The sequence below is a fragment of the Streptococcus sp. F0442 genome (assembly GCF_000314795.2).
GTDB lineage: Bacteria > Bacillota > Bacilli > Lactobacillales > Streptococcaceae > Streptococcus.
Window position 1 is genome coordinate 343,904 of sequence record NZ_KB373316.1, and the last position, 25,414, is coordinate 369,317.

Genomic DNA, 25,414 nt, shown 5'->3' on the forward strand with positions numbered 1-25,414 from the left:
TATGCAACGTTTACTTTTATATGTTCACTACAATAAGTTTAATTTTATCAGTGGGCATGTACTCTACCAATTAGAAAAAATTCGCCCCTTGTATTCGCGGGTGGTCTTTATCTCTAATAGTCAGCTACCAGACGATGTGAAGGATCATTTGTCTTCCCAACAGTTGGTGGATGATATTCTAGAACGTCAGAATAGTGGCTTTGACTTCGCTGCTTGGCGGGATGGAATGCAGACGGTCGGCTTTGACCATCTGGCTCATTTTGATTCGGTTACCCTCATGAATGATACCTGCTTTGGACCTCTTTGGGATCTAGAACCAATCTATCAACAGTTCGAAAATGATGCTGAAGTGGATTTCTGGGGGATGACCAATTACCGGAAAGACAAGGATTTTAACGAGCATATTCAAAGTTATTATCTCAATTTTAAAAAACAGGTGCTGACATCAAGCGCCTTTCTAGAATTTTGGCAGGGGGTTCAAGACTTCACCAATGTTCAAGATGTGATTGATAACTATGAAACCAAGGTCACAACGAATTTCTTGGATGCTGGTTTTCGCTATAAAACTGTTTTTGATACCATCCATGAAGACACAACAGGGATGCTCTATCCGGACTTTTCATACTACAATCCTACAGCGATTCTCAATCATAAGGTTCCTTTTATCAAAGTCAAAACCATTGCCAACAATGAAGGAATCATGCCTTACATTTTTGACGAATTAGAACGTATATCAGACTATCCATTAGATTTGATTCTCAACCACATGTCTATGATTGATCGTCCGGACTATCCGTATTTGTTATCGCGTAAGTACTTGAAAAACCAAGAATTGGCTGGAGATTTCGGTAAAAAAGTTGCGGTTCATCTCCATGTCTTTTATGTGGACCTCTTGGAAGAATTTCTAGATGCTTTTCAAGCCTTTCAGTTCTCTTACGATTTGTGGATCACGACGGATGTAGAAGAGAAGAAGCAGGCTATTGAGCAAATTCTTTCCAATCGAGCACAAGATGCGACGGTAGTGGTTACTGGAAACATTGGACGAGATGTGTTACCAATGCTCCTCTTAAAAGAGGAACTCTCTCACTATGATTATGTCGGCCATTTTCATACCAAGAAATCCAAAGAAGCAGATTTTTGGGCGGGTGAATCTTGGCGCAAAGAATTGATTGAGATGCTGGTGAAGCCAGCGGATCAAATCCTTGGTAATATGGAGGCCAATCCAAAAGTCGGAATCACCATCGCCGATATTCCAACCTTCTTCCGTTACAATCGAATAGTCGTTGCCTGGAATGAAGCCCTCATTTCACCAGAGATGAACAAGCTCTGGGAACAGATGAATGCTACCAAGACAATTGATTTCAAAAATCTCAATACTTTTGTTATGAGTTATGGGACCTTTGTTTGGTTTAAATACGATGCTTTGAAACCACTCTTTGATTTGAATTTGACAGCAGCAGATGTACCAGCTGAACCCTTACCACAGAATTCAATTCTTCATGCGATCGAACGTTTGTTGGTCTATATTGCTTGGGATCAAAAGTATGACTTTAGGATCTCCCAAAACCCACATGTTCTCACACCATTTATCGATAATAAGCAGTTGAACAATCGGGAGGATCTCCAACCACATACCTTCGTGGACTTTAATCAAATCGGTGGAATTAAAGGAGCCTTGAAGTATATCGTGATTGGGCCAGCCAGAGCTGTGAAATATATAGTGAAAAGAATCATTAAGAAAGTGAAATAATGAAACGGAAAAAAGAGTTTAATTTTAAAGAATTTATTTTTTCAGCTTTATCAAAAGTTTCGAAAACCCAGTGGTATTATGGGGTTACTTTCGTTCTGTTTTCCCTTTTTAATTTTTATCTGGCCCAAAATAATCTTGCGGTCCACAATAAAGCGACTGGAACGGTTCTTCAGTATGTTAATTCTTTAGGACTTCTATTTGGAATTAGTTTTCTGCTACTGATTCCCATATTGTCTCAGTTTAATTTTAAAAAGTGGTTCCCTTTAAAACTGATTGTCAGTTATTTGGTCTACAATACACTGTCTTATTTGACGGAAATAACGATCTACCTGAATAATCCCAAATACAAGGTTTGGAATTTTGCTAAGAATCCATTTTTTAGAACAGACTCCTTTCTTGTTATTTTCCTCCTCTTTGTTCTAACAGGTGGCCTGGTTTTATTACGCCAGCATTATGATAAGTTACCTACTAGGAAAAAAGGAGAAGAAGAGATTGGAGAGAACTACCAGTATCTAGTCTTGTCACAACTTTTAATTACCTTTATTGTAACAGACAAAAATTTTTCCACCCTTATTTATAGGACAGATAATTTTTTGTATAAGTCCTTAGAAATCGGTAAATACTCAGCTCAGCAATTCTGGTTAACCAACGAATTCTTATACATTCTATTCCCGTTGATTTCCTTGTTTGGATTTTTATATACCAAAGGCCAACGAGATTTAGTCAAGAACAAACCGAGCTTTTCTTTGGTGTTCTTCACTAGTACCACCATTGCAATTGTATTGAATTACTTCATTCAATTCAGTTTAGGGCGAACAGAACCATTCTTAGGAGTTCATTTCACAATTCCCGATGCCATCTTATTTCAGATCCTGATCCTGACAGCGAGCTTCATCCTTGTTTATCTGTGTATAAATCAATATTGGATCGCTACCTGTCTCATTTCCATTGTTTCCATAGCTTTTGTGGTCGCAAATTCTATTAAGTTTGGAATGCGGAATGAACCTGTTTTACCGAGTGATTTAACCTGGTTGACCAAACCAATGACGCTTTTAAGCTTTATTGACAAGGCGCAACTATTTTATATCTTTTTATTAGTGGTTTTTCTTCTTTGTATCCTGATTGTTGGGAAGAAATACTTCTTTAAGGGACGAATTATTTCCTCCTGGAAAATTCAAGTTGGAGGGATTGTCTTGATGCTCCTTTGTTTTAAGGGTGTCAATGGGGTATTTAGTGATAAAGAAAACGGGAAGATCAAGGCCCAAGTACCAATTATTAGTACACTCAACAATTACCAAGATATTAACTGGTTAGGAAATACGACCAATGCTCGTTATAAGGGCTTGTCCTATGTTTGGATGAATCAATTAACGACGGAGGTGGTTCCAAAACCGGAAGGCTACTCAAAAGAACGTCTTGAAAAAATAGCTCAAAAATATACCAACTTGTCAAATGTGTTGAATAAGGAGAGAAGCAACTACTTAAACGATCAAACTGTCATCTATATTCTGAGTGAGAGTTTTTCTGACCCTAGAAAAGTCGAGGGAGTAGAACTGACGCAGAATCCGATCCCCAATATTGAGAACATCATGAAGACACATACGAGTGGGCAAATGCAATCGGATGGTTATGGGGGCGGAACTGCAAATATGGAGTTCCAGACTCTGACTGGATTACCTTTCTACAATTTATCCCAAACAGTTTCGGTCTTGTATACGGAAGTCCTTCCTAAAATTCATGATGTTCCTTCTATCAGTAATACCTACTCAAAACAGAATAAGATTGCTGTTCACTTGGCAGGTAAATCGAATTATTCACGGGATATCGTCTATTCCCGCTTGGATTTCAAAGATTTCATTACGACCGATACAAAAGGAATCAAATATAGAATAGAAGGGATTAGTCCGAGTGACGAATCCACCTATAATATTGTTTTAGACAACTTAAATGATAAAACCGGACAATTCTTTTCAGTGATGACCATGCAAAACCACACCCCGTGGTTAGAAGCCAATCCAGAAACTCTGGATGCAAAAGGTAAAGGATTTAGTGACGAAGAAAATTCAAAACTGACTTTCTATAGTCGTTTGCTTGCTCAAACAGACACCGCTACCCAATCCTTCCTGGAAAGTCTTTCTAAAATAGATAAGAAAATTACAGTGGTATTCTATGGAGATCACTTGCCGGGGCTCTATCCGGAGTCAGCCTTTAAGAACAACCCAGAAGGTCAGTACCAGACAGACTATTTCATTTGGAGTAATTTTGATGCACCGAAGTTAAATTATCCTTTGGTTAATTCAAGCGATTTCTCTGCTATGGTCTTTGAACAGACTAATTCAAAAGTTTCACCTTATTATGCTTTGTTGACTGAAGTTTTGAAAAAAGCAAGTGTCGATAAAAAGGCTTTAGAAGGAGAAGCCTTAGAGATTGCGGATGATTTAAAAATGGTTGAATATGACCTGATTAGTGGGAAAGGTTACCTTTCTAAAGACTTCTTTAAAGTCCCAACCAATAAATCCAAATAAAAGGAGCGCTAGCAGTTAAAAATCTTTGTGATTTTGGCTGTCTGGCTCCCTTTTTTTTGTTTTTTATGCTAAACTATTAGATGGGGGTATGCTCATGATTAAGATATTTGGAAAGGTCCATTATCATTGGCAGCCGGACCTATCAATTCTTGTGACCTATTGGTCCATTGCAGTGATTCCGGTCTTTATTGGACTGGCTTTGATGTATGAGAGCTCTAGTGTGCCAACGCTAGTTTTGTTTTCCTTCTTTTTATTTATGGTCTTGCTTGCGATTGGGGTCCATCGCTACTTCACCATCTATGAGGATGGGATCTTACGGATTATTACAGCCAATCCTTTTACTCCAATCAGGGTGAAGATTGACTCGATTGAAAAGATAGAAGTGAATAAGAAGTCGATCAAGCTCATTTTTAATGATGGTTCGCGTAGTCGGACTTTCTGCATGCGCAAATGGCCGAAAAAATACTTTATCAATGCACTTGCCTTAAATTCATCTTTCAAAGGAGAAGTGGTCTTGACGGACAACTTTATCCATGTGGATTATTACGAGATGTATTATGCAGATAAATAAAAAAGCTCTCTTAATCTTTTAAGAGAGCATGAGTGGGGCATTCTTTGATGGCCTCGAGAACATCGTTTGTGACAGGAACTTCCTTTTCAAGGAGGTCGTCCTCTTCAGCAAATTTGACGATGCCATTGTCATGGTAATCGAATAATTCAGAATAGGTCTGACAGAGACCGCAGGCGATGCAACGATCTGGAATTAACGTAACTTTCATACTTCTATTGTAATGATTTTTACGAGAAAAAACAAGGAGGAAGTCATGGCAAAAGAACCATGGGAAGAAGATATTTATGATGATGGAGAAGAAACATTGAAACGTACAAGTAAGTTAAACGGCATTAAGGCAGATCGTCTGTTGACGATTTTAGCGATTATTTTCTTTGTAGTAGTAGTGGCGATGGTCTGCTTGTTGATTTTCCTTTCGACAGGGGGTAGCAACAAATCCAAACAAATGTCTGGCTTCTACAATGGAGAAACCAAGGTCGAACAGAAATCATCAGCACCTGCACAAACTGCAAAAACAGAAGAAGAAAGTTCAACAGACGAAGAATCTGAGGAAGGTACGATCACTGTTCAAGCAGGTGAAGGCGAAGCAGCTATCGCTGCGCGTGCTGGTATTTCCATTGCACAATTGGAACAATTAAATCCATCTCACATGTCTACAGGATCATGGTATGCCAATCCTGGTGATGTCGTTAAGATTCAGTAGGAGTTGAGCGCAGCATGAAACAGATTCAAATTGCCATTGATGGGCCGGCTTCTAGCGGAAAATCAACAGTTGCAAAGATCATTGCTAAAGACCTAGGTTACACCTATCTCGATACGGGTGCGATGTATCGAGCAGCGACCTATCTAGCTCTTCGGAATGAACTGACTGAAGCTGATGTTGACCAGTTGGTTGATCTACTGAACCAATACCCTGTCAGTTTTGGACGCTCTGAAGACGGCCTGCAATTAGTCTTCGTAGCTGATGTCGATGTGACTCATCCAATTCGTGACAATGAAGTGACCAATAATGTCTCGTGGGTATCTGCCTTGGCTCCTGTGCGTGAGCGCTTGGTGGCCCAGCAACAACAGATTGCAGCCCAAGGTGGGATTGTCATGGATGGGCGAGATATTGGAACGGTTGTCTTGCCAGATGCAGAGTTGAAGATCTTCTTAGTAGCTTCTGTAGAAGAACGTGCAGAACGTCGCTACAAGGAAAATCTGGAGAAGGGGATCACAGCAGATCTTGAATTGCTGAAGAAAGAAATTGCTGAGCGTGATTACAAAGACAGTCACCGTGCCGTTTCCCCATTGAAACCAGCAGCAGATGCCATTCATTTTGACACTACGGGTGTCGGAATTGCAGACGTGGTTGCATTTATTGAAGAAAAAGCAAAAAAAATCCTTGACAATCCATCATAAACTTGATATCATATAAAAGTTGAGAAAAGCAGAAGTGAGAACTTCTCGCCTTGCGACTAACGTTGTCTGGCCCCTACGGATCAAGTTTCAGAAATGAACTATAATCATGTAGTGCGGGTTTGCGTTAGCAAGTCCGCTCTTGTTTTTCTCTAAAATAAAAAAAGAGGTGAAAACCATAGCAAAGCAAGACTTATTCATCAATGATGAAATTCGTGTACGTGAAGTTCGCTTAATCGGTCTTGAGGGCGAACAATTGGGTATCAAACCACTTGGTGAAGCGCAAGCACTTGCGGACGACGCTAATGTGGACTTGGTTCTCATTCAACCTCAAGCTAAACCTCCTGTTGCGAAAATTATGGACTACGGTAAGTTCAAATTTGAGTACCAGAAGAAACAAAAAGAACAGCGCAAAAAACAAAGCGTTGTGACCGTGAAAGAAGTTCGTTTGAGCCCAGTTATTGACAAGGGTGATTTCGATACGAAACTTCGCAATGCTCGCAAGTTCCTTGAAAAAGGGAACAAAGTGAAGGTTTCCATTCGCTTTAAGGGTCGTATGATCACCCATAAAGAGATTGGGGCAAAAGTTTTAGCCGACTTCGCTGAAGCAACTCAAGATATTGCTATCATCGAACAACGTGCTAAAATGGATGGTCGTCAAATGTTCATGCAGTTGGCACCAGCAACTGACAAGAAATAATCTGTCAGAAAGTTAAAAAAAGGAGAAAATATCATGCCAAAACAAAAAACACACCGCGCATCAGCTAAACGTTTCAAACGTACAGGTTCTGGTGGACTTAAACGTTTCCGTGCTTACACTTCTCACCGTTTCCACGGAAAAACTAAGAAACAACGTCGTCATCTTCGTAAAGCATCTATGGTGCATTCAGGAGATTTCAAACGTATCAAAGCAATGCTTACTCGCTTGAAATAATCGCGTATTTGTAAGTAAAGAATTCTAGGAAATATTGGAGGAAATATAAATGGCACGTGTTAAAGGTGGCGTTGTATCACGCAAACGTCGTAAACGTATTCTTAAATTAGCTAAAGGTTACTATGGAGCTAAACACATCTTGTTCCGTACTGCAAAAGAACAAGTAATGAACTCTTACTACTATGCATACCGTGACCGTCGTCAAAAGAAACGTGACTTCCGTAAATTGTGGATCACACGTATCAATGCGGCAGCTCGTATGAACGGACTTTCATACTCACAATTGATGCATGGTTTGAAATTGGCTGAGATCGAAGTTAACCGTAAAATGCTTGCTGACTTGGCTGTTAACGATGCAGCAGCTTTCACAGCTCTTGCAGACGCAGCAAAAGCAAAACTTGGTAAATAATTGATAAAGAGATCCATTTGGGTCTCTTTTTTGAGTGAAGGAATCGGCTGTGACAAAGACTTCTTTTATTTCACCCAATTTCGTGCTATAATGAAAAAAATTAGAAGGTTTTTGAAGGAGGAAAAGACTGTGAGACACAAACGGTTAGCCTGGGATGAATATTTTGCTGCACAGGCTTTGTTAATATCAAATCGAGCAACCTGTAATCGAGCTAAAGTGGGTGCTGTATTGGTCAAGGATCATAAGGTGGTTGCGACGGGCTACAATGGCTCTGTCTCTGGTACAGAGCATTGCTTGGATCATGACTGTCTCATGGTGGAAGGGCACTGTGTCCGAACCCTCCATGCGGAAGTCAACGCTATTTTACAGGGAGCTGAGCGGGGGATTCCTAAAGGGTTCACAGCCTATGTGACTCACTTTCCCTGCCTGAATTGTACCAAGCAGTTGCTTCAAGTTGGTTGCAAGCGGGTGGTTTATATCCATCAATACCGCATCGATGACTATGCGCAGTATCTCTACCGTGAAAAGGAAGTGGAACTGGTTCACCTCCCATTGGCAGTGGTCAAAGCAGCTATTGCAGAGGCAGATTTTATTTAAGGAAGTTTTCCCGTCTATTTCATGATATGTCAGCAATCTAATTGGAAATCCGTCCAAATTAATTTCTAAGAAATAGCATTGAATAGATGGAATCATGAAAAGAATGATGGAATCATGTATAATGGTGTTAAAAGAAAACATAAATAAAATAATAAGAAAAGGATAGGAGAAAGCTATGGCAGATCAACAGAGACATTTTGAAGAAAATAAAGAACCTAGTAAGAGAAGTGAAGATCATCCCAATTCTATGTTTGTTCAGAATCCTCTAAAAGAAAATAGCTTACATTCTATTCTTCTTTCAGTGGCCTTTTACTTATCCATTATCTATCTTGTATTGTTTGTCTTTTCCTTTAATATTTTGGTGTTTTTCGTGTTTTTGATTTTTCTAACACCAAACTTCTTAGGTGTTGCTATTGGGACCATTTTACTTCGACTAGGGATGAAGAAGGGGAATAAAAGCATTCTCTATACGAGTTTCGGACTTTATCTGCTGTCTATCATCTTGGGTTTTGAACTAGATTGGGCAATTTTTCGAATCGCTCCCTTATGTTTAGGTATTCTGGTTTTAATTGGAACACTCTTAGTTGAAGAAGAGAAAAGCTCTTAATGAAAAGGTAGGTATGCTCAACTCTACTCAATAAAAAGTATTCGGGTCGATCAAAGAGATAGTTAAATCAGTTCTTCCGCTCTATTTTAAGCGCTATTATTTGAAAAAATAACTAAAAATGTTAGGAGAAAGTTATGACAGATAAACATCTACATTCTGAAACAAACCAAGAAAAAGAGGGAATGCCAGAAGAATATGTTCAGCCACCAATGGTGGAACAAGGCCAAGAAAATCCTGTTCAGCAACCAATTGTTGAGCAAGATCAACAAAAATCTGTCCCTACTTCAGCTATTCTAACTCTTGCATATTACCTAGCTCTCGGCTATCTTGGCTTTGTTTTATGTGGTGCTATCGCAGTAGGACCATGGGTAATTTTGTACCTACTTAACATATTGCCTCATATGGTTTGTTTTATTCTTGCAACCATCCTACTACGGAATGGGAAAAACAAGGGAGATAAAACAACTCTATATGCAGCGACAATTTTTTATTTTATTGCTGTAATTGCTGCCAATGATCCGAAGTGGCATTTTAATCTGTTTTCATCACTTTTAATGGCTGGAATGGTTTTTATTGGAACGTTATTGCTTCCAAATGAATAATGATGATAGGAGATAGGGTGTTCAATCCTATCTTTTTTATTTATTACTGATAATACGCTAGGAAAACGATTACAAACTGTGTTATAATTTAAATAAATGAATAGTTAAATACTTTTCTTAGAAAGTAGAGGAGAATCTATGTCTAGAAAAAAATGGTATTATATACTGCTAATTCTTGAAGCAATTCTTTATCTTGTTTCTTATGGTAGTAGTCTAGTAGTGAGCTATAGTTCCCGAAATCTAAATGGAAATACACCACTGTTCACTGCCTCTAGTATTTTTTCTATCTGGAATGGAATGATTATTTGCTGGGTAATTTGGAGAATCATGAAGCAACGTTTAAATGTTGAAGGATTGATAGCTGTTCTTCTCCTCTCAATTACTCAACTACTTATGTTTTTTTTACCACCTTTTTCCCCAACAAATCTGCTGAACATTTCCTTTGTGCTAAATATCATTTGTTTAATATGGATTTGGTTGCTTATAAAGAATGTAGAAATGAGGGAGCTTTTAAACAATTGGAAAAGTAAAGATGGTTGGAAATCATCGATAGCTTATTTAGTACTATTTGTTGCCTCTACAAATATTTCTCCACTATTTATATTGATTGGTATGGATAGAACGAGTGACATTTACGCTTTTACACTGCGATACACTGTAATGGAGTTAATGTTTCTACTTCTGATTAATGTTATGATCACAAGTACAAGTGATAAACTTCAGAAAGTATTTTCTCTTTTGATAATTTTATCTTCTCTTGTTGAGATAGGTGTAGTATACTCTTTCATCTCTCGTATAAGCTTCTACGGTCTCTTTTATCTTCTCTTATCTATTTATATTGTTTGTCGTGTTTTTGGTTTGTTTGATAGAGTTGCAGATAGCTGGGAGTCCAAGGTGAAAGTACAAGATCTATCATCTATTGAAACTAAACCAGAGATGGCAGACTCTCAAGTAGAAGGAGAGATAGATGTAAACGATCAGTTGAATGCTGAGATACGATCAAACAATGATAAAGAAAATTCGCCAAAAAGAATTATTCTTCAGTCGTCTTGGTTATGGAGCGCCCTTATAATAGCAGTCTGTCACCTTGGTATTATGATTTTTCCTTTATTTTTAGGAAACCCCATGTATCTACTGATCTTATATATTGGTGCCATCCATTATATTTGTTTTATGATTGCGACTATATTACTTTTCATTGGTATGAGAAAAGGAAGTAAAGGACTCCTAAATGCGGCAGCTATCTTATTTGTTATTTCCATTATAGGTACGCCAGATACTTATTGGATAGGTCCAAATATTTTATCCTTTATTCTGGGAGTCTTGGTATTTATTGGAACTATATTATTTAAAAATGGAGACTGATTAAAGTAGATAGGGTTGAAAATTTTTAAAGATATGTTATCATTTAAGTAGATGGTAGGTCATCGAGTACCCATAGGTGCGCGGTAGCCTACCATTTTTGAAGATAAAAAAAGCACCGTGTGAGGGTGCTAGATCTTGCCTGCTGAACTCGTAAATTGATAGATACCCTACGGGGTATTTTTTTGTGAACTTTTTAGGAACTTTGAGGATTGCTTAAGTTTGTTTAATTGAGCCCAAAAAAGCTGATTTAATGGGCTTTTTTGAAAATAATTTTCCATATTATTGGTAATGTGTTATAATGAAGTGTTATATGGTCCCGATAAGATGATAGACTGTCTATCAGTACTTTGTAACTCTATAACACTAATTTTTTAAGGGGGGACATTTTTTATGTCAGAACGTAAATTATTCACGTCTGAATCGGTATCTGAGGGGCATCCAGATAAGATTGCAGACCAAATTTCAGATGCTATTTTGGATGCTATTTTAGAGCAAGATCCAGAAGCACACGTTGCGGCTGAAACAGCTGTTTATACTGGTTCAGTGCATGTTTTTGGTGAAATTTCAACCAATGCTTATGTCGATATTAACCGTGTGGTTCGGGATACTATTGCAGAGATTGGTTATACCAATACAGAGTACGGTTTTTCTGCGGAGACGGTGGGAGTTCACCCATCATTGGTGGAACAATCTCCTGATATCGCTCAAGGGGTAAACGAAGCCCTAGAAGTACGTGGGAATGCGGATCAAGATCCACTCGATTTGATCGGTGCAGGAGACCAAGGTCTCATGTTTGGTTTTGCGGTGGATGAAACAGAAGAACTCATGCCATTGCCAATTTCACTCAGCCACAAGTTGGTTCGTCGTTTGGCAGAGCTACGTAAGTCTGGTGAAATCAGCTATCTTCGTCCAGATGCCAAATCTCAAGTCACTGTTGAGTATGATGAAAATGACCAGCCAGTGCGCGTGGATACGGTTGTTATTTCAACTCAACACGATCCAGAAGTGAGCAATGAACAAATCCACCAAGATGTGATTAACAAGGTCATCAAAGAAGTGATTCCAGCTTCTTACCTAGATGATGAGACAAAATTCTTCATCAATCCAACTGGTCGTTTCGTTATCGGTGGACCTCAAGGTGACTCAGGTTTGACGGGTCGGAAGATTATCGTAGATACCTATGGTGGTTACTCCCGTCACGGGGGTGGTGCCTTCTCGGGTAAGGATGCCACTAAGGTAGACCGTTCCGCTTCTTATGCAGCTCGCTACATTGCCAAAAACATTGTGGCAGCAGGGCTTGCTAAGAAAGCAGAAGTTCAATTGGCTTACGCGATCGGGGTAGCTCAACCTGTCTCTGTTCGGATCGATACCTTTGGGACTGGAACCGTAGCCGAAAGTAAGCTGGAACAAGCAGCTCGTCAAATCTTTGACCTTCGTCCAGCAGGAATCATCCAAATGCTGGATCTCAAACGTCCAATCTATCGTCAAACAGCGGCATACGGCCATATGGGACGGACAGATATTGACCTTCCATGGGAACGTTTAGACAAGGTAGAAGCCTTGAAAGAAGCTGTAAAATAATTCGTTGAAATATAAAAGTTAGGGTTCCTATGATCCTAGCTTTTTTTCATTTTGAAAATTTCTACAGATGGAAAAATAGGTCCATCTGTGGTATAATAGATTCAGTATTTTAAATACGTTGTCCCTTTTATTTCCGTTGTAAAAAACGATAGTAAAAGGAAAAAGACTTGAAAGAGCTAATGAATTATTAAAATGAAAAAAATTGTAATAAATGGTGGTCGCCCTCTAAAAGGAGAGGTGACCATTAGTGGTGCAAAAAATAGTGTAGTAGCCCTTATTCCTGCGACCATTTTGGCAGATGATGTTGTAACCCTAGACGGAGTACCGGATATCTCAGATGTCGCAAGTTTGATTGAGATCATGACCATCATGGGGGCTAAGATTGAGCGTAATGAGGACAGTTTGATCATTGATCCACGTGGGGTCAAGGATATGCCGATGCCGTTTGGTAAGATCAATAGTCTGCGAGCATCCTATTATTTCTATGGGAGTTTACTAGGCCGCTATGGTCAAGCAACTGTTGGCTTACCTGGTGGATGCGATCTTGGTCCACGTCCCATTGATTTGCATTTGAAGGCCTTTGAAGCGATGGGAGCAGCCATGACCATGGATGGTTCAAGTATGAAGCTTGCGACTGATGGCAGGCCTCTCCAAGGAGCCAACATCTACATGGACACCGTTAGTGTCGGTGCTACAATCAATACGATTTTGGCGGCCGTCAAGGCTGAAGGTCGTACAGTGATTGAGAATGCTGCTCGGGAACCTGAAATTATTGATGTAGTAACCTTGCTCAACAACATGGGAGCTCGTATTCGTGGAGCAGGAACAGACATGATTATCATTGACGGTGTTGCCCATTTGCATGGGACGAGACACCAGGTCATTCCGGATCGGATCGAGGCAGGAACTTATATTGCGCTTGCAGCTGCTATTGGCGAAGGTATTCAGATCAATAATGTCTTGTATGAGCATTTGGAGAGCTTTATTGCTAAGTTGGAGGAGATGGGTGTGCGCATGACCATTTCTGAAGATAGCATCTTTGTAGAAAAGCAAACTGGTTTGAAGGCGATCCAGATCAAAACATCTCCTTATCCTGGTTTTGCGACAGATCTGCAACAACCGATCACTCCTTTGCTTTTAACAGCTAGTGGACGTGGGCGTATTGTCGATACAATTTATGAAAAACGGGTCAACCATGTGCCAGAATTGGCTAAAATGGGGGCTACTATTTCGACCTTGAACGACCACATTATCTATGAAGGGCCAAATCAATTAACTGGATCCAGTGTGAAAGCGACGGATCTTCGAGCTGGTGCTGCCTTGGTGATTGCGGGTCTTATGGCTTCTGGAACAACAGAGATTACAAATGTGGAATACATCCTTCGCGGATATTCAGATATTATTGATAAGTTGACCCAACTTGGAGCAGAGATCCAATTAGTAGAGGATTAGCGACAGTGGTGGGGATCTGGTAAGAGCGACCAGGATAACAGAGCATTGGAGTTGAAAATGAATATTTGGACGCACTTAGCTGCCTATTCACTGATTGAAACAAAAAGGTTGTATTTACGACCTTTTCTCTTTGAGGATGCAGAAGATTTTTATAAGATTGCTTCGAATCCTGAAAATCTACAGTTTATCTTTCCTGTTCAAGCAGATCTTACCGAGACCCAGTATGTACTGGCTAACTATTTCATGAAAAATCCTTTAGGAGTGTGGGCCATCTGTGATAAGAAAACAAATCAAATGATCGGTTCCATCAAGTTTGAAAAGTTGGATGAAATCAAGGGAGAAGCTGAGTTAGGCTATTTTTTACGCAAAGATTTTTGGGGAAAAGGCCTGATGACAGAAGCGGTCAAAGAGTTGGTTTATCTATCATTTGAGAAATTTCAACTAAAAGAAATCAGGGTCATCACTCATGTTGAAAATACAGGGAGTCAAAGAGTCGCTCTAAAGGCTGGATTTCGTCTCTTTCGTCAATTTAAAGGGAGCGACCGATATACGCGTAAAATGCGCGATTATTATGATTTCCGCATAGGTAGAGGGGACTTTTATGAGTAAACACCAAGAGATTTTAGATTATCTCGAAAAATTACCGATTGGGAAACGGGTCAGTGTTCGGAGCATCTCAAATTTTTTGAATGTCAGTGATGGGACGGCCTATCGGGCCATTAAAGAGGCTGAAAATCAAGGGATTGTAGAAACAAGGCCTAGAAGTGGGACCATCCGTGTCAAATCGCAAAAGTCTGTACTAGAGCATCTGACCTATCGGGAAATTTTAGAGATCACCGCTTCGGAGATTTTAGCTGGGGAAGCGGGTCTCGAAAAAGAATTTAATAAATTTTACATTGGGGCCATGACGGAAGAGCATGTCTTAGACTATGTGTCTGAGGGAGGACTCCTAATTGTTGGAGACAGAACCAATATCCAACGTCTCGCCTTAAAACACGACAATGCAGTCTTGGTCACGGGAGGTTTTGAAGTTGACGAGGATGTGATTTCGCTTGCGAATCGGGTGCAGATCCCAGTGATTCGGACGGCTCATGATACCTATACCGTCGCTACCATGATCAATAAGGCCTTATCCAATATGCAAATCAAGACGGATATCTTGACAGTGGAGCAGGTTTATCGGCCTTTTCATGAGTATGGTTATCTTTCTGAAACCGATACGGTAAGGGATTATTTGGATTTAGTCCGGAAAAATCGCTTTAGCCGCTTTCCAGTTGTCAATCAACACCAGATGGTGGTTGGGGTTGTGACCATGAGAGATGCTGGAGATAAAGCGCCTCAGACGACCCTCGATAAGGTGATGTCACGGACCATTTTTACCACTAATTTGTCCACCAGTATTGCAACGATTAGCCAACGGATGATCGCTGAAGACTATGAAATGATTCCTGTTGTTCGCAATAACCAGACCTTGCTTGGTGTGATCACGCGTCGGGATGTCATGGATCGGATTAGCAAGGTGCAGTTTTCGAGCTTACCAACCTTTAGTGAGCAAATTGGTCAAAAGATTCAAACGGAGAACGACCATTACCAATTTACAGTGGAACCGAGTATGCTGGAGAAAAGCGGTGTTTTGGCCAATGGGGTTATGATCGAAGTGCTGATGAAGGTTGTACGCAAGATGATGCAACACAGTGGGCGTAGCTTGATTGTCGAACAGTTGATCATCAATTTTTTACAGGCTGTGCAGGTGGATGATGTGATCCGCATTGAACCACAACTAGTTCGACGAACCAGACGTTCGGCCTTGGTTGATTTTAGCTTGTATTTAGATCTGCAGCTAGTCGCGAAAGCAACCATTACGATTAAGATTAATTAAACAAAAGAAATGAGGAGACAATGATTACATTAAAATCACAACGTGAAATTGAAGCCATGGATCGTGCAGGAGATTTCCTTGCCAGCATCCATATTGGATTGCGTGACTTGATCAAGCCAGGGCTTGACCTATGGGAAGTAGAAGAATATGTCCGTCGTCGCTGTAAAGAAGCCAATGTCTTGCCGCTTCAGATCGGTGTAGAAGGCAGTCTCATGGACTATCCTTATGCGACTTGCTGTGGTTTGAATGACGAAGTAGCCCATGCTTTTCCACGTCACGTCATTCTCAAAGATGGGGATCTCCTCAAGGTGGATATGGTCTTGTCAGAACCGCTTGATAAATCTGTTTTGGATGTATCAAAATTAGATTTTGATAATGTTGCGCAAGTCAAAAAATACACAGAGTCTTACACTGGTGGTTTAGCTGATTCATGCTGGGCCTATGCTGTCGGAAATGTTTCTCAAGAAGTCAAAGATTTGATGGATGTGACCAAAGAATGTCTCTATAAAGGGATTGAGAAAGCGGTCGTTGGCAATCGTTTAGGAGATATTGGTGCAGCGATTCAAGAATATGCTGAAAGCAAAGGTTATGGCGTCGTGCGCGATTTGGTTGGGCACGGAGTAGGTCCAACGATGCACGAAGAACCAATGGTACCGCATTATGGACGGGCTGGACGTGGTCTTCGCTTGCGTGAGGGAATGGTCTTGACGATTGAACCAATGATTAATACAGGTACCTGGGAAATTGATACAGATTTGAAAACTGGATGGGCTCATAAGACCCTTGATGGTGGTCTGTCTTGTCAATATGAGCATCAATTTGTGATTACAAAAGATGGTCCAGTGATTTTAACTAGTCAAGGTGAAGAAGGAACTTACTAAAAGATGAAGAGGGAAGAATGGAGCTGAAGGCAAGTGTCTGGTTTCGCTCTTTGCTCTTTTTTAGTAAAACGGGGAGGTGACGGATGAAAAAGGTCCTACAAAAAATGCTTGATCAGCCATTTATAAAGGGATTTGTGCGTTTTTATCAAAGTTCAGAATCGGATATTACTAGCATTGCGGTGGCTTATTATTTGCTGATTTCGATTTTTCCTTTGATGCTGATTACGGCCAATATTCTCCCCTACTTTCATATTCGTCCCACTCAGATTCTATTGAGCTTAGAAAAAATCTTACCTAGCTCCTTGTATCGGACAGTGGCCCAGATGATCTCGAGTGTATTGACCAAGCCTTCTACGGGCTTACTGAGTTTCTCGATTATTTCTGCCTTGTGGATTTTCTCTCAGAGCATTGCCTACCTTCAAAAGGCCTATAATAAAAGTTATGGGGTTGAGAAGGAACGTGGCATTATCTGGGGACGACTCTTTAGCTTTCTGATCAGTTTTGCCTTGCAGGGCTTATTTGGCCTCTCGCTCATCCTCTCGATGTTTGGCAAGATGATCGTCCGCTATCTCTATCAAACTTTTTCATTTGACAGAACCATCTATATCCGCTTGTTGAATTTGACGGAACCGACCATTTACCTTTTGCTCTTTGTCAGTCTGGTCCTGCTCTATTACACTCTACCAAATGTAAAGATTCCTAAATTTAGATATGTCTTTCCAGGGGCCTTCTTTGTAGTCATTGTCTTGTATGCTATTTTGAATATCTTTTGGAAATACGTAGATCGCTATGTGAGTCATTTTTTGGATGCCCGCTTCTTTGGTTCGGTCGTCCTTGCCGTTATTATGTTCTGGTTTATCTTAGTAGCGAAAATCATGATTATTGGTTGTATTTTAAACGCCAGTATCCAATTTGCGAGAGAAGCCAAGTTTCAAACGCGTAGTGGAGAAATTGTCTCCAAATTAAAAACGGAACAAGTGGCTTTCCGACACAGGGAAGCATCTCTCAAATTAAAGCAGCGTTTGCGTCTCAAACATACTCATAAAACTAAATAAAGGAAATCAGATTTGATCTGGTTTTTTTTTTGATTTATTTTTATTGCATTTGCAATAAAAATTTGTTAGGATAGGATTATCAAAAAAGGAGGAGTAGGATGAGTATTTTACGCGAGATTGGCATCATCGCGCGTGCTCTTGATTCCATTGCGAATATCGAATTTCGTGATATTGACTTGGCACGTGGTCAATATCTCTACCTGGTGCGAATTGCAGAACAACCAGGGATCATCCAAGAAGAACTCTCTGATCTCTTAAAAGTCGATCGGTCCACGGTTGCTAGATCCGTAAAAAAACTAGAAGAGCGTGGTCTGATTCAGCAACGTCCCCTGGGGGAAAACCTCAAAATCAAGGAATGGGAATTAACTGAAAAAGGTCAGGAGATATACCCCTTCATTTTAGGGGAGCATCTTTACTCTGAGAAAACCGCCTTAAAAGGCTTTTCAAAAGAAGAAGTCGCACAGTTAGAGGAATATCTCATCCGAGTACGTGAGAATATTACCTTGGATTGGGAGCTGGTCAAAAAAGGTCAAAAAAGAAATTATAGTGAGGTAAAACAATGAAAGTAACAGTCGATCAAGCGTTTTGGGATTTATTTCCAACAGCTCGGATTACGGTTATGTCTTTGTATGGCATTGATAATACAGTAGATGAAGCCAAGGATCCTTATTTCAAAGAATTGTTAGACAAGGGTGCTAAGCGAGCTTGGGACTTTATTGATGAAGACAACTATACCCAGAGTGAATTTGTCCAAGAGTGGCGCCAGGCTTTTAGCAAGTTTAAAACAAAAAAAGGAGCTAGATCTTCGATCGAAGCCCTCTTAAAAAGAGTACACCAAGGACGTAAATTCTACCCGATTAATCCTTTGGTGGATCTTTACAATAGTGTGTCGATGGCTTACGCCCTTCCTTGTGGAGGTGAAGATATGAGCAAATTGGTTGGAGGACTCTCTCTGGGACAAGCAAAAGGAGGCGAACCGTTCTTTCCACTAGGGGCTGAAGAGGATGCTCCAGCTTTGGAAGGGGAGATCATTTACTACGACCAAGAAGGTGCAGTATGTCGTTGTTTGAATTGGCGGGAAGCTCAAAGAACCATGCTGACGGAAGAGACTAAAGATGCTATCCTAGTCATTGAAGCCATCAATGAAGAGCAGGCCAAACGTGCACAAACAGCTATGCAGGAATTGAAAGACCTAGCCAAGGATTATTTTGGGGTCGAAGGAACGATCTATCAATTAAGTGCAGAGGAAGCAAGTATAGAAGTATAAAAAAATAAGGCTGAAACAATCGTTTCAAGCCTTGTTTTTATTTTTAAAGACAAAGAGTTTACTAAAGAGATAATTGAGGACTATAATGGCTACTTGTGCAAAGAGCGTTTCAATTAGATTGATTTGACTCTTGTTGTTGTGGACAAATTGCCCGATAATTCCTGGGAATTGCTTGACGAAAATCTCAGTCAAGGCCATATCTAGCATAAAGGTACCCGAGCGTGCAATCGCAAAACGAATCAAGCGCTGGAACCAGCCCTTTCTTTCTTGCTTAAAGACGATGGTATCGTTGGTGACAAAGGCAAAGAGGATCCCAGCAATGTTTCCAATCGCTGTCGCCAATCGTTCATCGCTAGTGATTTGGTAGATGAAAAGACGGGTACAGACAGAGACAAGGGTTGTGGCTACTCCAAAAAAGAGATAGGATAAAATTTCATTATCAAAAAATTTTTTAATCAGTGTTTTCATAAAATCAGTCTACCATAAAACCTCAAAATATGCTATACTTGAAAGGTTGAAGAAATCAATACTTCAATCCTTGGTGCTTAAGATCCTTTCGCCAAGCATATTAGACGCGGGAAAACCGCTAAAGGAGAATAGATGAAACAGTTAACTGCTCGTGATATGGCGCAAATTGCCATCGTTGCCGCGATTTATATCGTATTGACCATTACCCCCCCTCTCAATGCTATGGCCTACTATGGCTATCAATTCCGTGTTTCGGAAATGATGAATTTCTTAGCCTTTTACAATAAGAAATACTTGATTGGGGTAACCATCGGTTGTATGATTGCCAATTTATTTAGTTTTGGATGGATTGATGTCTTTGTCGGTGGAGGGTCAACCTTTGTCTTCCTAGGGCTTGGACTTATTCTATTTGGACGTTTCAAAAACAAGTTCTTATTCGAAGGTCTTATTCGGTTAGACCATTTCTTGTTTGCGATTTTCTTTTCCATCTCTATGTTTACGATTGCCTTGGAGCTTTATTACCTGCAAGGCCAACCATTCTTCTACAATTGGTTGACCATGGGATTGGGTGAATTTGCATCCTTGATTTTTGGAGCGATTGTGATCAATCAACTATCCAAACGGATCGATTTTACAAAATAAAAAAAGGAGCCTGAGCTCCTTTTTTTCATGCTAAGAATGCAGTAAATTCAAGGCTAAATTAAGATTTTATGATAAAATAAGAACATGAAAACCAGAATGAAAGAACTAGTGGAATTACTTAACCGCTATGCCTATGAATATTATACAAAAGACGCTCCATCAGTCTCTGATAGTGAATACGATCAATTATATCGGGAGTTGGTGGAACTAGAAACCGCTCATCCAGATGAAGTCTTGCCAGAGAGCCCAACCCACCGTGTGGGAGGTGTGGTTTTAAAAGGCTTTACTAAATACCAGCACCAGTATCCCCTTTATAGTTTGCAGGATGCTTTTTCGCGGGAAGAATTAGAAGCTTTTGATCAGCGTGTCCGTAAGGAATTTCCTTCCGTCAGCTATATATGCGAGTTGAAGATCGATGGCTTGTCCATTTCCCTCACCTATGAAAATGGTGTCCTTATAACAGGAGCAACACGTGGGGATGGTTCTGTCGGTGAGGATATTACAGAGAATCTCAAGCGGGTCAAGGACATTCCGTTGGTGTTACCAGAGCCAATTAACATCACGGTAAGAGGCGAGTGCTATATGCCACGGGCTTCTTTTGATCGGGTCAATCAGATCCGTCAGGAAAATGGTGAACCTGAATTTGCCAATCCACGAAATGCTGCGGCAGGAACGCTCCGCCAATTGGATACGAAAATTGTGGCTAAGCGGAATCTTTCCACCTTCTTGTACCAAGAAGTGAGTCCAACTGACCAGAGCAGTCAGGAAGGCGTGCTTGAAAAATTGGCCCGCTTAGGATTTGTTGTAAACCAGGAGCGAGTGCTGGCTGAGGATATGGATCAAATCTGGAACTTTATCCAAAAAGTAGCTCAGCTTCGAGAGGACCTTCCCTACGATATCGATGGGATCGTCATCAAGGTCAATGACTTAGCTGTTCAAGAAGAACTAGGCTTTACTGTTAAAGCTCCTAAATGGGCTGTCGCTTATAAGTTCCCAGCAGAAGAAAAAGAAGCGAAAATCCTCTCGGTGGATTGGACCGTTGGACGGACCGGAGTTGTGACCCCAACTGCCAATCTAACGCCAGTCCAGCTAGCAGGAACCACTGTTAGTCGCGCAACCCTGCACAATGTGGACTATATTGCTGAAAAAGACATTCATCAAGAAGATACGGTCATCGTCTACAAGGCGGGTGATATCATTCCTGCGGTCTTGCGTGTTGTCAAAGATAAACGGGTATCTGATCAAGCATTAGCCATTCCAACTCATTGTCCGAGCTGCCAGAGTGAGTTGCTTCATTTTGAGGATGAGGTGGCCCTTCGCTGTATCAATCCGCTCTGTCCAGCTCAGATCAAGGAAGGATTGAACCACTTTGCAAGTCGGGATGCTATGAATATCACAGGCTTGGGTCCAGCTGTTGTAGAGAAACTCTTCGCAGCTCAGTTGGTAGAGGATGTAGCGGGGATCTACCGGCTCACTGTAGAGGATCTATTGACCTTAGAAGGCTTCAAAGAAAAATCTGCTGAAAAACTTTATGAAGCCATTCAAGCTTCAAAAGAGAATTCAGCTGAAAAGTTACTCTTTGGTTTGGGAATCCGACATGTCGGAAGCAAGGTTAGTCAAATCTTACTCCAAGAATTCCATGACCTCGATCAATTGGCTACCGCTGATCCAGAGCGGATTGCAGGTATTGACAGTCTCGGTATGGTTGTGGCTGAAAGCCTCAAGTCTTATTTCGCACAAGAGGGATCCAAGCGTCTCCTGCAGGAATTGAAAGAAGCAGGAGTCAATCTGACCTATCTTGGTGAAAAAGTTGCTGCCGATGCAGCCCTTTCAGGGATGACGGTTGTTTTGACTGGGAAGCTAGAGCGGCTCACACGTTCAGAAGCCAAGGCCAAATTAGAGAGTCTGGGTGCTAAGGTAACTGGTTCTGTTTCTAAGAAAACAGATTTGGTCGTTGCTGGGGCAGACGCAGGTAGCAAGTTATCCAAAGCACAAGAATTAGGAATCCAGGTAGAAGATGAGTCCTGGCTTGAAAGTTTGTAGAGGATGTTTATGGTAGAACGAATCAAAAAAGCCCGTTTAATTTATAATCCTACCTCTGGGCAAGAAATTATCAAGAAAAACATTGCGGAAGTTTTGGACGTACTGGAAGACGTGGGCTATGAGACCAGTGCTTATCAAACCACTCCCGAACCATTTTCTGCTCAAAATGAAGCAGAAAGAGCGGCCAAAGCTGGCTTTGATTTGATCATTGCCGCTGGTGGTGATGGTACGATTAACGAAGTAGTTAATGGGGTTGCTGGACTAGAACATCGTCCCCAGATGGCCTTTATTCCAACAGGGACAACCAATGATTATGCGCGTGCCTTGAAGATCCCGATGGGAGATCCGGTGGCAGCGGCTCGCATTATTGAAAAGAATCAAATCATTCAAATGGATATTGGTCGTGCTTATGGCAGCAAATACTTTATCAATATTGCTGCTGCAGGGACCCTGACAGAGTTGACCTTCAGTGTTCCAAGTAGTGTCAAATCTCGTTTGGGTTACTTTGCCTATGTTGCAGAAGCAGCGAAAATGTTGCCACGTAATAAGGCTCGTAAGGTGCGAATCGAGCATGACAATGGTGTTTTTGAAGGACCAGCCTCTATGATTTTTGTGGCCTTGACCAACTCAATCGCTGGTTTTGAAAGTGTGGCGCCAGATGCCAAGCTTGATGATGGGAATTTTACCTTGATTATCGTAAAAACTGCTAAGCTTTTTAACATGTTATCCTTGATGATTCAGGCGATTAACGGGGGCAAGCATGTGCATGATGACAATGTAGAATATCTCAAAACTAAGAAGCTGACGATTGATATGATTGGCAAGAATGATCAACCATTCCGCATTAATCTAGATGGAGAATATGGTGGAGATACTCCGGTTGAATTGGAAGTCTTCCATAATCACTTGGAATTCTTTGCAAATATCGATGAAATCAACACCGATGCTTTAGTACACACCTCTGAGGAATAAAGACAAACAATGGGGTTATTCGCCTGATGGATGGGCGAATGGTTCCGTCAGTATCAAATTGGAAATAGGAAAATGTTATGCGACAATACCATGTAAAGCTTCATTTTCATAAGCAAAAAGGAAATTATTTTGCCTATGATATGTGGCAGTGGCAAGACCAAGTAGAAGGAAAATCAGTCTCTTTCTCCAAGTTGGATTATTTTGGAGTAGAGGGGAATCTGGTTTATGAGAGCGAAGGACCGCTAAACCGAGGACATGTCTTGGTCAAAGAAGGGGATTGGCTTACCAAGACCCGAGATTTTGAAATCGAACTCTTACCAGAGGGATTTGTAAGAGAAGTCTGGATTCTCGATGGAGATGATACAGTCTACTATTCTCTACAAGCTGCTTTGACTAGTCATGCCTACAGTCATCGTCAGCCTCATGCCTATGATATGGCTACCCATGCAAAGAACTTTGATGCTAAGTGGGCTTATCAAGGTTGGCTCGGCTGTCGAGATGAAGATGGTGAGTATTGCTTTAAGTTATGGGCTCCTACGGCTAAGAAAGTTGAATTGGTGCTCTATCAGTCAACTGAACCGGATGCCCCAGTTTGGAAAACCATTCCGATGATGCGAGGCAAACAAGAGTCTAGCTACCATCCAGAAAACACCCAAGGTGTTTGGATTCTAGATTTTCTAGGAAATTTAAGTGGCATGGCTTATCAATATCGTGTGCATTTTGAACACCAGACTCAAGTGACGCGCGATCCTTATAGCATTGCAACGACAGCCGATGGAATGCGCTCAGCCATTCTCTCAAGAGCAGATCGTCAGTTTGATTGGGGCACTAAAAAAGGCGCCGATGCGACTCCCTGGCGCCTGGACAATCCTTGTCAAGCAGTGATCTATGAGATGCACCTTCGGGATTTAACCAAGTCACCGACATCAGGTGTGGACGAGTCTTTGCGTGGGACCTATCTGGGGGCTTGCCAAGAAGGAACCGTCAATAGCCATGGCGATGCGACTGCTTTTGATTATATCCGTCAGTTAGGGGTCAATGTCGTGCAATTACAGCCGATTTCGGATCGCTATAAACAGTACGATGAAGAAGGTCGTGTGACCTACAATTGGGGTTACGACGTTCAGAATTATTCTGCACCAGAAACCAGTTTTTCAACGGATCCATCCAATCCCAAACAAACCATGAAAGAGCTTAAAACCATGATCCGGGCTTATCATGACGCTGGGATTTCTGTAGTCATAGATGTGATCTACAATCATATCTACTCAACTGAGAATGGTCCCTTCCAAAATACAGTTCCGGATTATTATTACCGGATGGAGCCAGATGGGCGCTTCCAAAATGGGACAGGTGTCGGTAATGAGACGGCGAGTGAGCATGAAATGTACCGCAAGTACATGATTGATTCCCTTACGCACTGGGTCAAAGAGTACCAGATCGATGGTTTCCGCTTTGATTTGATGGGCATTCACGATGTGACGACAATGAATGCTATTCGGGAGGCGATGGATGCTCTGGATCCTCGGATTCTCCTTTATGGAGAAGGTTGGGATATGGGAACCGGTCTCGCGCCAGAGGATAAAGCCAAGAAAGACAATGCGGCGCAATTGCCACGTATTGGATTCTTTAACGACACGGAGCGCGATGCTATTAAAGGGGCTGAGGTTTATGGTTCCATCAAACGTGGCTTTGTCAGCCGAAAATCAACAGAGAATATCGTTGCGCGTGCTGTTTTAGGTAGTGCGGAACTTGGAAATTATTTGACGCCTAGCCAGGTCTTAAATTATGTCGAAGCTCATGACAACTATAATCTCTATGACTTGCTTCAGACCCTCCATCCAAATGAAGAAGTAGCAGGACTGGTCAAGCGCTCAGAATTGGCTACAGCCATGAATCTACTTTTCCAAGGAATGACTTTTATGCAGGTGGGACAAGAGTTTATGCGGACAAAATTGGTTCCTACGGGCCCAGAAGGAGAGATCACTCCTTTGGATCGTGAACGGGCCATGAATTCCTATAATGCTCCAGATTTTGTCAATCAGGTCGATTGGAATTTGGTGAGTGAACACAAGGAATCAATTGACTATATTCGCAGTCTGATTGCCTTGAAGACCAGTCTACCTATCTTATCGCTTGAAGGCTATGATAAGATTTACCAACAAGTCTTTATCCAATCTGCAACAGATACCAGTGGCTTGGTTATCTATGAATTAACAGGAGACAAGAAGTACCAAGTCATCTTTAATGCTAGCGGACTTCCTTATTATCTCCAAAATTCAAATCAATTAGAATTGATAGTTGGCAATAGCCGTCATAAACGACCATTCTATGTGGAGAACTTAACAGCTTCTGTTTTTGAAGTTCTAGACCAATGAAGATCATCTTCCTTTTGATGACAATGTAAAATCCCTGA

26 protein-coding genes, 1 riboswitch and 1 other annotated feature are annotated in these 25,414 nt (G+C 41.0%); of the genes, 24 read left to right on the forward strand and 2 right to left on the reverse strand.

Going from position 1 to position 25,414, the window contains the following annotated elements; translation table 11 throughout:
- The first annotated feature begins 1 nt into the window (after position 1).
- The 3 genes from HMPREF9186_RS10735 to HMPREF9186_RS10745 all read left to right on the forward strand — a co-directional run bounded on the left by HMPREF9186_RS10735 (position 2) and on the right by HMPREF9186_RS10745 (position 4,846).
- Positions 2-1,750 carry a rhamnan synthesis F family protein gene (locus HMPREF9186_RS10735; RefSeq protein ID WP_009732689.1) on the forward strand — a complete coding sequence of 583 codons (1,749 nt, stop codon included), beginning with the start codon at positions 2-4 and terminating at the stop codon, positions 1,748-1,750.
- On the forward strand, positions 1,750-4,275 hold the full coding sequence (locus tag HMPREF9186_RS10740) for an LTA synthase family protein (protein WP_009732690.1): 2,526 nt from the start codon (positions 1,750-1,752) through the stop codon (positions 4,273-4,275). Before HMPREF9186_RS10735 ends, HMPREF9186_RS10740 begins: the two co-directional genes overlap by 1 nt.
- 94 nt (positions 4,276-4,369) lie before the next feature.
- Positions 4,370-4,846: an EbsA family protein gene (locus HMPREF9186_RS10745; RefSeq protein ID WP_009732691.1), complete on the forward strand. Its 477-nt coding sequence runs from the start codon at positions 4,370-4,372 to the stop codon at positions 4,844-4,846.
- A 10-nt stretch (positions 4,847-4,856) separates the two neighbouring features.
- On the opposite strand, the gene HMPREF9186_RS10750 is transcribed toward HMPREF9186_RS10745, so the two are convergent.
- Complete coding sequence (locus HMPREF9186_RS10750) at positions 4,857-5,054, reverse strand: ferredoxin (protein ID WP_037614222.1); 198 nt, start codon at positions 5,052-5,054, stop codon at positions 4,857-4,859.
- A 45-nt stretch (positions 5,055-5,099) separates the two neighbouring features.
- Between HMPREF9186_RS10750 and HMPREF9186_RS10755 the strand changes: the two genes are divergently transcribed.
- The 17 genes from HMPREF9186_RS10755 to HMPREF9186_RS10835 all read left to right on the forward strand — a co-directional run bounded on the left by HMPREF9186_RS10755 (position 5,100) and on the right by HMPREF9186_RS10835 (position 18,873).
- The gene (locus HMPREF9186_RS10755; RefSeq protein ID WP_009732692.1) at positions 5,100-5,549 is read left to right on the forward strand and encodes an SAG1386/EF1546 family surface-associated protein; all 450 of its coding nucleotides are present in this window, start codon (positions 5,100-5,102) and stop codon (positions 5,547-5,549) included.
- Between the two features lie 14 nt (positions 5,550-5,563).
- The gene (gene cmk, locus HMPREF9186_RS10760; protein ID WP_009732693.1) at positions 5,564-6,247 is read left to right on the forward strand and encodes a (d)CMP kinase; all 684 of its coding nucleotides are present in this window, start codon (positions 5,564-5,566) and stop codon (positions 6,245-6,247) included.
- Between the two features lie 20 nt (positions 6,248-6,267).
- Positions 6,268-6,398 (forward strand) — a sequence feature (ribosomal protein L20 leader region).
- A gap of 15 nt (positions 6,399-6,413) precedes the next feature.
- On the forward strand, positions 6,414-6,944 hold the full coding sequence (infC, locus tag HMPREF9186_RS10765) for a translation initiation factor IF-3 (RefSeq protein ID WP_006597373.1): 531 nt from the start codon (positions 6,414-6,416) through the stop codon (positions 6,942-6,944).
- A 33-nt stretch (positions 6,945-6,977) separates the two neighbouring features.
- Entirely contained in the window at positions 6,978-7,178 is a 201-nt protein-coding gene (rpmI, locus tag HMPREF9186_RS10770) for a 50S ribosomal protein L35 (protein WP_001125942.1), read from the forward strand.
- A gap of 49 nt (positions 7,179-7,227) precedes the next feature.
- Positions 7,228-7,587, forward strand: a complete 360-nt coding sequence (gene rplT, locus HMPREF9186_RS10775; RefSeq protein ID WP_000124834.1) for a 50S ribosomal protein L20 — start codon at positions 7,228-7,230, stop codon at positions 7,585-7,587.
- A gap of 129 nt (positions 7,588-7,716) precedes the next feature.
- On the forward strand, positions 7,717-8,184 hold the full coding sequence (locus HMPREF9186_RS10780; protein ID WP_009732694.1) for a deoxycytidylate deaminase: 468 nt from the start codon (positions 7,717-7,719) through the stop codon (positions 8,182-8,184).
- A gap of 175 nt (positions 8,185-8,359) precedes the next feature.
- Positions 8,360-8,791: a hypothetical protein gene (locus HMPREF9186_RS10785; RefSeq protein ID WP_009732695.1), complete on the forward strand. Its 432-nt coding sequence runs from the start codon at positions 8,360-8,362 to the stop codon at positions 8,789-8,791.
- 134 nt (positions 8,792-8,925) lie between these two features.
- Entirely contained in the window at positions 8,926-9,393 is a 468-nt protein-coding gene (locus HMPREF9186_RS10790; RefSeq protein WP_009732696.1) for a hypothetical protein, read from the forward strand.
- Positions 9,394-9,531: 138 nt separating this feature from the next.
- Positions 9,532-10,758, forward strand: a complete 1,227-nt coding sequence (locus tag HMPREF9186_RS10795; protein ID WP_009732697.1) for a hypothetical protein — start codon at positions 9,532-9,534, stop codon at positions 10,756-10,758.
- A 390-nt stretch (positions 10,759-11,148) separates the two neighbouring features.
- The gene (gene metK, locus HMPREF9186_RS10800) at positions 11,149-12,339 is read left to right on the forward strand and encodes a methionine adenosyltransferase (RefSeq protein WP_009732698.1); all 1,191 of its coding nucleotides are present in this window, start codon (positions 11,149-11,151) and stop codon (positions 12,337-12,339) included.
- Between the two features lie 192 nt (positions 12,340-12,531).
- On the forward strand, positions 12,532-13,791 hold the full coding sequence (locus HMPREF9186_RS10805) for a UDP-N-acetylglucosamine 1-carboxyvinyltransferase (RefSeq protein ID WP_009732699.1): 1,260 nt from the start codon (positions 12,532-12,534) through the stop codon (positions 13,789-13,791).
- Between the two features lie 57 nt (positions 13,792-13,848).
- Entirely contained in the window at positions 13,849-14,400 is a 552-nt protein-coding gene (locus HMPREF9186_RS10810) for a GNAT family N-acetyltransferase (RefSeq protein ID WP_009732700.1), read from the forward strand.
- Positions 14,393-15,670: a CBS-HotDog domain-containing transcription factor SpxR gene (gene spxR, locus HMPREF9186_RS10815; protein ID WP_009732701.1), complete on the forward strand. Its 1,278-nt coding sequence runs from the start codon at positions 14,393-14,395 to the stop codon at positions 15,668-15,670. The genes HMPREF9186_RS10810 and spxR overlap by 8 nt, the downstream gene beginning before the upstream one ends.
- Before the next feature lie 20 nt (positions 15,671-15,690).
- Positions 15,691-16,551 (forward strand): methionyl aminopeptidase, encoded by an 861-nt coding sequence (locus tag HMPREF9186_RS10820; protein ID WP_009732702.1) that lies wholly within the window; start codon positions 15,691-15,693, stop codon positions 16,549-16,551.
- A gap of 83 nt (positions 16,552-16,634) precedes the next feature.
- Complete coding sequence (locus HMPREF9186_RS10825) at positions 16,635-17,606, forward strand: YihY/virulence factor BrkB family protein (protein WP_009732703.1); 972 nt, start codon at positions 16,635-16,637, stop codon at positions 17,604-17,606.
- Between the two features lie 98 nt (positions 17,607-17,704).
- Entirely contained in the window at positions 17,705-18,169 is a 465-nt protein-coding gene (locus HMPREF9186_RS10830) for a MarR family winged helix-turn-helix transcriptional regulator (RefSeq protein ID WP_009732704.1), read from the forward strand.
- Positions 18,166-18,873: a B3/B4 domain-containing protein gene (locus HMPREF9186_RS10835; RefSeq protein ID WP_009732705.1), complete on the forward strand. Its 708-nt coding sequence runs from the start codon at positions 18,166-18,168 to the stop codon at positions 18,871-18,873. Before HMPREF9186_RS10830 ends, HMPREF9186_RS10835 begins: the two co-directional genes overlap by 4 nt.
- A gap of 24 nt (positions 18,874-18,897) precedes the next feature.
- On the opposite strand, the gene HMPREF9186_RS10840 is transcribed toward HMPREF9186_RS10835, so the two are convergent.
- The gene (locus HMPREF9186_RS10840; protein ID WP_009732706.1) at positions 18,898-19,341 is read right to left on the reverse strand and encodes a GtrA family protein; all 444 of its coding nucleotides are present in this window, start codon (positions 19,339-19,341) and stop codon (positions 18,898-18,900) included.
- A gap of 28 nt (positions 19,342-19,369) precedes the next feature.
- Positions 19,370-19,476: riboswitch (PreQ1 riboswitch) on the forward strand.
- Between HMPREF9186_RS10840 and HMPREF9186_RS10845 the strand changes: the two genes are divergently transcribed.
- The 4 genes from HMPREF9186_RS10845 to pulA all read left to right on the forward strand — a co-directional run bounded on the left by HMPREF9186_RS10845 (position 19,474) and on the right by pulA (position 25,376).
- On the forward strand, positions 19,474-19,983 hold the full coding sequence (locus HMPREF9186_RS10845; RefSeq protein WP_009732707.1) for a QueT transporter family protein: 510 nt from the start codon (positions 19,474-19,476) through the stop codon (positions 19,981-19,983). (Overlaps the previous riboswitch by 3 nt.)
- 84 nt (positions 19,984-20,067) lie before the next feature.
- Positions 20,068-22,026, forward strand: a complete 1,959-nt coding sequence (gene ligA / locus HMPREF9186_RS10850) for an NAD-dependent DNA ligase LigA (protein ID WP_037614224.1) — start codon at positions 20,068-20,070, stop codon at positions 22,024-22,026.
- Positions 22,027-22,035: 9 nt separating this feature from the next.
- Positions 22,036-22,998 carry a diacylglycerol kinase family lipid kinase gene (locus HMPREF9186_RS10855; protein ID WP_009732709.1) on the forward strand — a complete coding sequence of 321 codons (963 nt, stop codon included), beginning with the start codon at positions 22,036-22,038 and terminating at the stop codon, positions 22,996-22,998.
- A 77-nt stretch (positions 22,999-23,075) separates the two neighbouring features.
- Entirely contained in the window at positions 23,076-25,376 is a 2,301-nt protein-coding gene (gene pulA, locus HMPREF9186_RS10860) for a type I pullulanase (RefSeq protein ID WP_009732710.1), read from the forward strand.
- Positions 25,377-25,414: the final 38 nt, after the last annotated feature.